The organism is Pseudomonas agronomica (genome assembly GCF_025917275.1).
Taxonomy (GTDB): Bacteria; Pseudomonadota; Gammaproteobacteria; order Pseudomonadales; family Pseudomonadaceae; genus Aquipseudomonas; species Aquipseudomonas agronomica.
On record NZ_JAOSHO010000152.1, the window covers coordinates 1 to 10814 of the forward strand.

General features: G+C 63.3%; 10 protein-coding genes. 4 read left to right on the forward strand and 6 right to left on the reverse strand.

Going from position 1 to position 10814, the window contains the following annotated elements:
- Window positions 1-83: 83 nt before the first annotated feature.
- The 5 genes from OC610_RS13185 to OC610_RS13205 all read right to left on the reverse strand — a co-directional run bounded on the left by OC610_RS13185 (window position 84) and on the right by OC610_RS13205 (window position 5893).
- Window positions 84-1541 (reverse strand): amidase, encoded by a 1458-nt coding sequence (locus OC610_RS13185; protein WP_264428227.1) that lies wholly within the window; start codon window positions 1539-1541, stop codon window positions 84-86.
- Between the two features lie 17 nt (window positions 1542-1558).
- Window positions 1559-2812 (reverse strand): MFS transporter, encoded by a 1254-nt coding sequence (locus OC610_RS13190; RefSeq protein ID WP_264428228.1) that lies wholly within the window; start codon window positions 2810-2812, stop codon window positions 1559-1561.
- 10 nt (window positions 2813-2822) lie between these two features.
- The gene (locus OC610_RS13195; RefSeq protein ID WP_264428229.1) at window positions 2823-3755 is read right to left on the reverse strand and encodes a SphA family protein; all 933 of its coding nucleotides are present in this window, start codon (window positions 3753-3755) and stop codon (window positions 2823-2825) included.
- A 71-nt stretch (window positions 3756-3826) separates the two neighbouring features.
- Window positions 3827-4792, reverse strand: a complete 966-nt coding sequence (locus OC610_RS13200; protein ID WP_258647157.1) for a helix-turn-helix domain-containing protein — start codon at window positions 4790-4792, stop codon at window positions 3827-3829.
- A 99-nt stretch (window positions 4793-4891) separates the two neighbouring features.
- The gene (locus OC610_RS13205; protein ID WP_264428230.1) at window positions 4892-5893 is read right to left on the reverse strand and encodes an ABC transporter substrate-binding protein; all 1002 of its coding nucleotides are present in this window, start codon (window positions 5891-5893) and stop codon (window positions 4892-4894) included.
- A 209-nt stretch (window positions 5894-6102) separates the two neighbouring features.
- Here OC610_RS13205 and OC610_RS13210 point away from each other — a divergent pair, with 209 nt between their 5' ends.
- Window positions 6103-7122, forward strand: coding sequence for a GlxA family transcriptional regulator (locus OC610_RS13210; protein ID WP_264428231.1), 1020 nt, complete (start codon window positions 6103-6105; stop codon window positions 7120-7122).
- A gap of 19 nt (window positions 7123-7141) precedes the next feature.
- On the opposite strand, the gene OC610_RS13215 is transcribed toward OC610_RS13210, so the two are convergent.
- Window positions 7142-8083, reverse strand: coding sequence for a LysR family transcriptional regulator (locus OC610_RS13215; protein WP_269807984.1), 942 nt, complete (start codon window positions 8081-8083; stop codon window positions 7142-7144).
- 392 nt (window positions 8084-8475) lie between these two features.
- Between OC610_RS13215 and OC610_RS13220 the strand changes: the two genes are divergently transcribed.
- The 3 genes from OC610_RS13220 (at window position 8476) to OC610_RS13230 (ending at window position 10695) form a co-directional block, all read left to right on the forward strand.
- On the forward strand, window positions 8476-9549 hold the full coding sequence (locus tag OC610_RS13220; RefSeq protein ID WP_264428235.1) for a sensor histidine kinase: 1074 nt from the start codon (window positions 8476-8478) through the stop codon (window positions 9547-9549).
- Window positions 9550-9568: 19 nt separating this feature from the next.
- Window positions 9569-10219: a response regulator transcription factor gene (locus tag OC610_RS13225; RefSeq protein WP_264428232.1), complete on the forward strand. Its 651-nt coding sequence runs from the start codon at window positions 9569-9571 to the stop codon at window positions 10217-10219.
- A 101-nt stretch (window positions 10220-10320) separates the two neighbouring features.
- Window positions 10321-10695 carry a response regulator transcription factor gene (locus tag OC610_RS13230; protein ID WP_264428233.1) on the forward strand — a complete coding sequence of 125 codons (375 nt, stop codon included), beginning with the start codon at window positions 10321-10323 and terminating at the stop codon, window positions 10693-10695.
- Window positions 10696-10814: the final 119 nt, after the last annotated feature.

Consider the following 10814-nt stretch of genomic DNA (forward strand, 5'->3'; position numbering starts at 1 on the left):
AGGCGGACGGTCAATCAGCCATTGTGTTGAGGATGATGACGCCATCGCGAGCAAGCTCGCTCCCACAGGGTATGCGCGGATCGTTATTTGCGGCGGGCGTTGACCGCAGGCACCCGCTCCCGCCAAGGCTTGGCCCTTTCCAGTTGCGCGGCCAAGGCGAGCAAGGTGCTTTCCTCGCCGAACCGGCCGGCGAAATGTGCCCCTATCGGCAGGCCGTTGGCGCTCCAGGAAAGCGGTACCGACATCGCCGGTTGGCCGCTGGCATTGAACAGCGCGGTGAATGGCGAATAACTGTGGAAGCGCTCGATGAGCTGCTCAAGGCTCATGCAGACGTCTTGCAGGTCCAGCTCACCAATCGGCACCGGTTCACGGGTCAGGACCGGGCTGAGAATCACATCGTAGTCCTGCATGAACACCGCCAACCGGCGCCCCAAGGCATGGATCCACTCCACCGCACCGGCGTACTGCGCGCCACTGACGTTGCCCTTGTCCCGCAGGATGATGCGGGTGCGCACTTCCAGTTCCTCCGCCTGCACCGCAGTCCCACGCATCTGGCCCAGCAAATCGACGTAATGCCGGGTGCTTGCGCCAATAATGGTGAAGACCTGGTCGAGGAACTCCGGCAATACCACGGGCAAGTTCACCGGCTCGACGCGGTGCCCCAGGCTTTCACACAATCGGGCGGCCTCGCCCAGTGCCTGCAGGCTCGGCGCGGACGTGGCCCAGGGGCCGACGTGCTCGACCAGGGCGATGCGCAGCGGCTTCGGATCACCCTGCACTGCCGTCACGTACGCCAGCGCCTGGACCGGTGCGGCATAAGGCGCGCCCAGGTCGATTCCGGCGGTGGCGTCCAGCAGCGCGGCGCTGTCACGCACCGACAGGGTGATGGCGTGGGGCGTGCCCATGCCCGCCCAGCCCTCGCCAATCATCGGCCCCGAGGGCAGCAGTCCACGGCTGGGCTTGAACCCGAACACGCCACAACAGGACGCCGGCACCCGCAACGAACCGCCGCCATCGTTACCATGGGCGAATGGCACCACCCTGGCCGCCACCAGCGCGGCCGCACCACCGCTGGAGCCGCCGGCGCTGCGCTCGATATTCCACGGGTTGCGCGTGGCGCCGAAACGCACGGATTCGGTGGAATAGGAGGTGCCGAACTCCGGCGATGTGCTGGTGCCCATCACCTGGCAGCCGGCCCGCCTCAACCGCGTCACCACTTCCGATTCAAAATCCGCGCGACAGTCCCCCAGCGAACGGGAACCGTTGGTCATCGCCGCGCCCTGGACCGGCGAAAACAGATCCTTGATCAACGTCGGCACGCCAGCGAACAACCCTTGCCCGGCCTCAGGCGAACGCGTTGCCTCCCGCGCCGAATCGTACAGTCGCTCGGCCACGGCGTTGAGTTGCGGCTCGACCCGTTCCAGGCGTTCGATGGCGGTTTCCAGCAGTTCGCCTGGCTGGACCTCACCGCGCCTGACCCACTCGGCCAACCCGGTCGCATCTTCGATGTCCATCAATGAGTGAATGTCTTGCAGGCTCATGTTTCAGTTTCCTTGCTTCAGGACGATTGACGAGATTGGGCGATGCGCGCCTGGCCATTGCCCCGCGCGCGCAAGCCGACCGCCACCCACAGCAGCGCAACGGCAAGACCGGCGAAGGCCAGCCATTGGATCGATTGACGCAAATCACTGGCAAAGGCACCGACGAATGCCACCACCAACGGACTGATGAACTGGCCGAGATAGAGGAACGAAGTGAACCCACCCAGGCCACGGCCGCGGGTGCGGGTGGTCAGCGCATTCATGACCGGCGCCATCACGTTGGGCACCAGCAGCCCGGCTCCCAGGCCTTGGATGAATACCGCCAGCAGCACGGCGTTGTAGCTTTGCGCTTGCGCCAACAGGCAGAGGCCGAGCCCCATCAGCGCCAATAGCAACGCGTTGCAACCGGCGATTCCGAAGCGGCGACGCAGCAACGGCCAGCTCAAGGATCCACCGAGGGTCGCCAGCAGGCTCAAGCCCGCCGATAGCCCGATCATCGTGCTGGACGTCACGCCCAGGCCGACCAGCAGCGTCGGTGCCTGGATCGGCATCACAAACGTCAGGACCATGCCCCCCACGATCATCAAGTAGCCCACCAGCAACTGCAGGATCGCGACCTTGGCCGGCGCTGAATCATCAGCCTGCGGCTCAGTCACCTGCCGCCTCGTCACGGGTGGCTCCCACAGGTTTTTCATCATGGCGGGCACCAACAGCAACGGCAGCAGATACAGGAGAAACGGCGAACGCCAGGAGTGCTCCCCCATTGCCCCGCCGACGACAAAAAACAGCGCCCCGACAAGCCCGATGGTCACCACCTGCCGGTTGACGTAGCGCAAACGTTCCTCGCCGTGCCAATAGTCGGCAATCAACGTCGCGCAACAGGTCATCACCGCGGCCTCGGCACAGCCAAACAGCAGGCGCGCGATGACAATGCCCTGCAGGTTGTCGAGCAGCGCCGGCAACGCGCCGAGCAAAGCGTAGAGCAGCGTGGCGATCACCAGCAGCGCCTTGCGCCCGATCCGGTCGGCCAACCAGCCCGCCAGCGGCGCGCAAAGGGCAATCGCCAGTGCCGGCCCGGTGATCGCCAACGGCACCAGCAGATCGGCACGCGGTTCCAGGGAGCCGAACTCGGCGCCCAGGCGGGGAAGAATCGGCGCGACCATCACCGAGCCCATGATCGTCAGGCTGCTGCCCAACATCAGCACCCACCCTTCACGCCGGCCAACCGCCTGGCGCGGCGCAGCCGTTGAAACGGAACTTGATTGCTTCATGGCGAGCCCCTTAGAAACTGTGGGAAATGCGCAGCGCGGTGGTATAGCCTTCGGCGCGGTTTCGCGCATCGAACTCCTTGTAGACATGCAGCCAGACCGGCGGCATGCCCGGCTTGAAATAGCCCACCGCAGGACCTGCCGCCATCACCCGTGCCCGATTGCCTGCCTCAAGCCCCGGGGCATCGTCGTCGGTGAACTGACGGTAGTAATAGCCACCCACACCCAACGTCCAGGGGCCGACATGCTGGCCCACGGCGAATTCGTGGCGATACTCGACGCCGTTCTTGTAGTCGGTCGCGTGGTTGCGCGTGTTGACGTCGACTTCGAAACTGGAAGACACCTCGAAGCCCGTGTCAGAGAGGTAGGTCGCATTGAGAATCGGTGAGAACGTCCAGTGATTGAGACCCGGTGAAATCAGCCGATCTTCGTCGTAGTCACCGGTCGGCGCCTGGATCTGGAGTTGGGCGTTGACGAACAGGTTTGGCGACAGCGTCCATTGCAGGATCACCGGCAATACCTGGACGTCGGCAAGGCGAAACGGATCGGCCTCCAGGTCCAGCGGACCGACCGGGGTCTGCACCCGCATCGACGCGTCCATCTTGAAGAACGGCACCACCGCGCCATACCCGTACTGGGCGCCAAGCACGGTGTAATCGGTCATGTGCAGGTACGCGGCGGCGATGGACAGCACGTCGAGGGAAAGGTTGTTGTCCTCTGCACGGCCGTGGCGATCCTTTCGCACGTTGGCCGAATAGAACGCCGTGCGCAGCCCGACAGTCCCGAAGGGGGTGGCGGGCGGCATCATGCCAGCGCCGAAATCGTAGACCCCGATCGCGGTGGTCGGCGCGCCGTTTTCGGTGCCGTTGGCCACGGCGCTGGCGCCGATCAGCCCCACGGCGAACCACGCAAGGCGCCGCAGATTGTTGTTTTTTTTCTGATTCATCGAATGCCCCATCCCATCTGTGTGGTGTTGGGGTCATCCTAGGGAGCGGGTGCGCCAGCCGTTATCCGTTTTCAGCACAGATGCGTGCGACGCAGGGTTTGCGAAGGGGTTTCGCCAAACAAGGTCCGATAGTCACTGGCGAATCGGCTCAGGTGCCAGAAACCCCAGCGCGCCGCCACTTCTTGCACGCCTTGGGTGCCGAGGCGCAGTTCCCGGCGCACGGCGTTGAGGCGCAGCGCACGCAAATAGGCCACCGGGTTGATGCCGAGGGTTTCCTGGAAGCAGTACTGCAATTTGCGGCGGCTGGCACCGATGTGGTTGCACAGGTCCAGGATCGACAGCGGCTCGTCGACATGGGCCAGGGCATATTCCCGGGCCCGGTCGACCATGCGCTTGCGGGCGGTCGGAGGGAGCGGCGGTGCCTCGTCCGGCGCCACCAGCTCAAGGAAATGCAGCATCACCGTGTCGCGCAGGCCACGGCGGATCGACTCGTGGCCCAACAATGACGCACGTCCCTGCCCGCCCCCTTCCAGCTCATCGAACAAGGCCGCCAGTTCAGCGGGCAAGGTTGAATCGCCGAGGCGGTAACACTTGGGAAGATCGGTAATTCGAAAGGCGCTGCCCTGGCGTTCCAGTAGGTGCTCCAACGCCTGCTCCTCGACCGCGACACCGAGCAGGTCCAGATGCTGCGGCGTACGCAGGTCCGGCAAGTTCCGCCCACGCGCGACCATCAGGCTGGGCTCGACAATCGGGTGTCCGGAACAAAACACCGGACCGTCTGCGCTCAGCGGCACGCTGAAAGTGATCGCACCCTCCCACGCCATGCCACGCTTGGTCATGGCCTGATTAGAGCGGTCGCGCACCAACTGCATCCACTCCGAGCGAAACTCGATCAGTTCGCCCTCGAAGTGTCCCGGCGTCAACTGGTCGTAGCTGACCTGCCATCCGCCCATGTTCCGCGCGTGTTCGTCGATGTCGCCAGTGCGGAACCGATTGATCGGCTGCGTCGGCAGTGCATTCGCCATATCGTCGTTCATTAACCCGACCTTCGAGATTTCCAGGGTTCATGATCGAAGGTCAGGCAAGTTCCATTCCGTCCCGCAGGCCGCTCGCGCGATTGTGCCGAAAACGGCTAGTCAACTGCCGGCGCCGCCGTGGGCCTCTTCGAAGAAATAGTCCTTCCAACTGCCGGCCTTGTTTTTCAACACCCCCAATTCCTGCAGTTTCTCGGCATAGATGTAGGTGCGTTGCGGCACGACGGTGAAGTCGATTTCCGGGTCGTTGACGATGCTTTCGACCAGGGGCAGCGGCAGCTTGGATTGCTCCACCCGGATGTAAGTCTGGGCGGCAGCGGCCTTGTCAGCCTTGATGAGGGTTTGTGCTTCGACAAGCGCGTCGTAGAACGCCTTGTAGGTCTTCGGATTTTCGTCGTGGAATTTTTCCGTGGTGTAGAGCACGTTGAACGTCGCCGGTCCGCCGAGCACGTCATAGGAGCTGAGGACTTTGTGCACGTTGGGGCTCTGCAGCGCCTGGTACTGGAACGGCGGACTGGAGAAGTGCGAGTTGATTTCCGACTGGCCCGCGATCAGAGCCGCCGTGGCGTCCGGGTGCGGGAGGCTGACCGAGATGTCGTCGAATTTCTTGTAGTGGTCGTTGCCGAACACCTTGGCCGTCTCGATCTGCAACGTGCGCGATTGGAACCCGACCCCGGCCGCCGGCACCGCGATCCGATCCTTGTCGGTGAAGTCCTTGAGCGTCTTGATCGCCGGGTTGTTGGTCAGCAGGTAGTTGGGCATCGAGCCCAGCGAGGCGATGGCCTTGACGTTCTGCTTGCCCCGGGTCCGATCCCAGATCGTCAGCATCGGCGGCACCCCCGCCGACACCACGTCGAGGGCGCCGGTGAGCAGGGCCTCGTTCATGGCGGTCGCACCGGAGATGCTGTTCCAGTCCACCTGGATATCAATGCCCTGGGCCTTGCCGTGCTTCTCGATGAGCTGCTGGTCGCGCACGACGTCGAGGATCAAATAACCGATGCCGAACTGCTGGGCGATGCTGATCTTGCCTTCCGCATGGGCCAACGGCCCCGTCAGCAAGCTTGCCGCCAAGGAAACAAGTAATACGGGACGCTTGAACGCCATGGCCGTGGCCTCTTGTGAATGAAGTCAGGCGCCGACTGTAAAGCTATAAAAAACAAAATTTAAATACCTGTATCGCATATGCATATCACCTGCGGATACAGTGCGACCCACTTGACAACAGGCAGGTGGAGGATTAATCAGCCAGAGGCACGTGGCGCCGCGATGCGCCCCGCCCCCCTCTACTGCGCCAGAACCGAGCCGACGCGACCATGAACGAGATGACCCACGACATTCGCATCGCCGCCGAGTCGATGTCCCAACCGCGCGCGCTGGTCTTCCTCGCCTACCCGCAGATGGGCCTACTCGACCTGACTGGCGCCCAGACGGTTTTCTGGGCGGCCACCAAAGCCATGGCTGAACGCGGCCTGCCCGGCTACCGGATGCACACCGCGAGCCTGGACGGCGGGCTGATGCCCACCGCCGAAGGCCTGGTAGTGGCCACCTCTTCCTTGCGCGAATTCGACGACGTCAGCGTCGACACGCTGATCGTGCCGGGCGCCCCGGACATCCGTCAGGCGATGATTGATTGTGTCGAACTGGTGGACTGGCTGCGCGCGGCCTCGACCAAGGCCCGGCGCACGGCATCGGTGTGCAGCGGGACCTTCCTGATGGCCCAGGCCGGCTTGCTGGACGGCCGCCGCGCCGCCACGCACTGGGCCATGTGCGAAATGCTCAAGAGCGGCTTCCCCTTGATCGAAGTCGACCTCGACGCGATTTTCATCCAGCAGGACACGGTCTGGACGTCGGCGGGCGTAAGCGCCGGTATCGACATGGCCTTGGCGTTGGTCGAAGCCGACTGCGGCCGCGACGTCGCGCTGCAAGTGGCGCGGGAACTGGTGGTGTTTCTCAAGCGACCCGGTGGGCAAGCGCAGTTCAGCCAGTTGCTGCTGGCGCAGACCCAGGACAGCGCCGGGTTCGATGAGTTGCACGGTTGGCTCGCCGATCACCTGGACGAGGCCGACCTGACCATCGAGCGACTAGCCCGGCAGGCGCGCATGAGCCCGCGCAACTTTGCCCGGGTCTACAAGCGCCAGACCGGGCGAACGCCGGCCAAGGCCGTCGAGATGTTTCGCCTGGAAGCTGCGCGAAGAATGCTGGAGGACTCCGAGCGCAACATTGACCAGATCGCCCGTACCTGCGGCTTTGGTGATGAAGAACGGATGCGCCATACCTTCCAGCGTCACCTGTCGATTTCCCCCCGCGAGTACCGTAACCGTTTTTCCCGTTGAGGCGAGCGGCGCTGTCCCTTTACGCCACGCGTCGAGCTTGAGGGCGTGAATCGGACACCTCGGCAAGAAACGCGCAGCACCGGGAGCGCAACCAACGCTCCCCTGGATCGTTATGGGAAGTGCCGCGCCAGACCATCGTCAGTTCATGTTCCGGCAGCAGGAGTGGCGCCGCCTCCGCCCGCAAGCCCGTCGCCATCGCCATGGCCTGGGCGACATAGTCGGGCACGATGGCGATCATGTCGCTGCCGGCCAGCAACCTCGGCAACGCGCTGAACTGTGGCACCGTCAGCACCACCCGCCGCTGCCGGCCCGCCAGGCTCAACGCCCGGTCCGAATCATCGATCACATGCCCCATGGACGAAACCACCGCGTGGGGCCGGCGGCAGAACTCATCCAAGGATAATTCGCCGGCTAGCGAATCGGCCCGCAACAGCATGGGCCGGATCGGCCGCAACACCTTGCGCCGGGCATTGGCCGGCAACTCCAGGGTGTGGCTGATCCCGAGGGTAATCTCGCCGCACGCCAGCAATTGGCACATCTGCCATTGATCGGCACGGCGCACCACCAGCGTCGTGCCGGGTGCCTCGATGCGCAGGCGATGCAACAGGTCCGGGAGCAAGGCGTATTCGACGTCATCGGACAGGCCGATGTAGAACGTGGCGTCGCTGGTGGCGGGGTCGAACGCCTGGCAGCGACTCAAGGCAGCGGCGATGCCGTCCAGCGCCGGGGACAGGTTGGAAAAGATTTCCTCTGCTCGCGAGGTCGGCTCCATGAACCGGCCCGCGCGGATGAACAAGGGGTCGTCGAACATCAGGCGCAAACGCGCCAGGGCGGCACTGATGGTCGGTTGACCGAGGAACAGCTTCTCACTCACCCGAGTGACGTTTCGCTCGTGCATCATGGTTTCGAAGACAACCAGCAGATTGATGTCAGCACGACGCAGGTCATTTCTGTTCATCATGGTAGCCATTCCAGGCACAGGGCCAATGATTCAAGGAAAGTCGCGCCCGGAACGTCTTGCGGGGCCGACGGCGGCGCAGTGCTTGAAGGTTATGCCAAGGCCTGGTGCGCGTCTCTTGTACCGGAGGACGCTCCACCCACGCTTTGGGTCGAGTCATCGATACCTGGGTATGCCGGGATGACTGCCAGGGTTGGCAGGATTTCAGGGTTTTATGTCCTACCCCAGGCCGAGGGCAACTTTTAAGATCCGGACCGATGCCCCTGTTTCCTCCGTCGCCGGGGGTTGGATCAGCCAGACAAAAGGCCTGCAGCGTGCCCACACCCGCCGTGATGTTCAAGAACGTCTACCAAAGCCTGCGGCACAACCCTTGCCCGAGGGCGTCGAGGCCCTCGATGGGCATCAGTACCCACCCACTGGTCAATGCCCTGGGCTGGGCAGTCGGCCTGGTGGTGGCCTGCGGGATTGTCATCATCAACTCCGAAACCCATTCCGACCTGGCACCGACACTGCTCTACATCACTTTGCTGCTGATGGCGGCGAATCTGTTCTCCATCAACCTGGTGATCACCGTCGCCCTGCTGTGCATGTTCCTGCTGACGGCGATGTTCCTGTACAACGGCGGCTATCATCGCTGGGATTCAACCACGGGGTTCTTTCGCTGCCTGACGGCGTTGTCGGCCATCGCGTTCCTGGCGCTGCGCAGCAAGCAGGCCTCGGACAGCCTGCGGCACCACCAGGCGTACCTGATCGAGGCCCAGGCCCAATTGGCGCACGCCACCCGCCTGACGTCCCTGGGCGAAATGGCTGCCTCCATCGCCCACGAAGTGAACCAGCCGCTGACGGCCATTACCAGCAGCGGCGAGGCCTGTCGCCGCTGGCTGGAGCGCCCGGTGCCCGACCTCAAGGAAGCCCTCGACTCGCTGGACCGGATCGTCGCCAACGCCTGCCGCGCCAGCGAGGTCATCAATCGCACCCGGGCGATGGCACGCAAATGCGATCCCCTGCGCCGGCCCGAGTGCCTGGAGCCGATCGTCAGGGAATCGCTGGACCTGGTGCGCCACCAGTTGGCCCAGCACAAAGTCAGCGTGAAGGTGGATCTGGCGACGACGCCCAGCCCGGTCAGCGCTGACCGGGTGCAGTTGCAGCAGGTGATCATCAACCTGATCAGCAATGCGTGCCACGCCATGGAAACGATCCAGGTGCGGGAGCGAATCCTTTATGTGCGCACCTGGACCCAAGGGGCCGAGGTGCTGCTGGAAGTGGCGGACCAAGGCATCGGCATTACCGCCGAGGCCCTGCCGTCACTGTTCAATCCGTTTTTCACCACCAAGGCAAACGGCTTGGGCATCGGCCTGTCCATCTGCCGCTCCATCATCGATTTTCATGACGGCAGGATCTGGGCCACCAGCGAGGCGGGCGGAGGCACTTCCTTCATGTTTTCGCTGCCATTGATTTCCAATGCCTGACCTGTCACGGACGCCGCCCATGAACCCAAGCCACGCCACCCGCCCTGCCCTCGCCCTTGAACCCATCGTCTACGTCGTCGATGACGATGCCTCGCTGCGCGAAGCCCTTCGCAGCCTGCTGCGTTCCATTGGCCTTCGTGTCGAGCTGTTCGACTCGGTGGCGGAGTTCATGGGCCATCCCCGTCCCGACACACCCAGTTGCCTGTTGCTCGACGTGCGCCTGCGCGGCACCAGCGGGCTGGATTTCCAGCAACAGTTGGCGAGCGCCGACATTCATTTGCCGATCGTATTCATGACCGGCTATGGCGACATCGCCATGACGGTACGGGCGATGAAGGCCGGCGCGGTGGACTTCCTGACCAAGCCGTTTCGCGAACAGGACCTGATCGATGCGGTGTCCCTCGCCCATCAACGTGACCGGCTGCGCCGCGAAACCGAGCGCAGCCAGCAAGCGCTCCATGAACGCCATGCCAACCTCACCGCCCGGGAACGCCAGGTGATGCAACTGGCCGCGTCGGGGCTGATGAACAAGCAGATCGCCGGGCAGATCGGCTTGAGCGAGATCACCGTCAAGATCCACCGTGGCCAGGCCATGCGCAAAATGGGCGCGCGTTCATTTGCCGACCTTGTGCGCATGGCCCAGGCCCTGGAACCAGGCCACGACCGTTGAAAAGTTCATACCCACGTATACTAGCCGCGGCTTTTGGACAGCGTATCGTGCAGTGACTAGGTCGCCTTCATGGCCACCTGACATTACTGCCAGGTTTCGAAATGTCCGACACCGCAAGTGTTTCAGTTATCGATGACGATGAATCGGTTCGAGTTGCATTGGATGGCTTGCTGCGCTCCCACGGTTATCGCGTCAAGACGTACCCCAGCGCCCTCGATTTCTTGTCTTCGGCTGGATTTGAAAAGACGGCGTGCTTGCTGTCGGACATTCAGATGCCTGGGATGACCGGGATCCAACTGTGCGATGAGCTCTGTGCCCGTGGCATCGAGATCCCGCTTATCTTCATCACGGGTTTGCCCGCTGTGCCGCCGCTGGCCAGGCCGGGGTTTTGCGGTCCGGTGGCGGTGTTCCCAAAGCCGTTCGATTGTGGGGAGTTGATGGCTTGTATTGAATCGGTAATGCGGGGCTTGGTGTGAAAGGTGGTTAGGGGTGAGGGCTGCTTTGGTGAGGGCTGCTTTGGTGTGAATGCAGCTTTTGTGGGAGCGAGCCTGCTCGCGAAGAGGCCTGCACATCCAACATCTTCATCGACTGACCC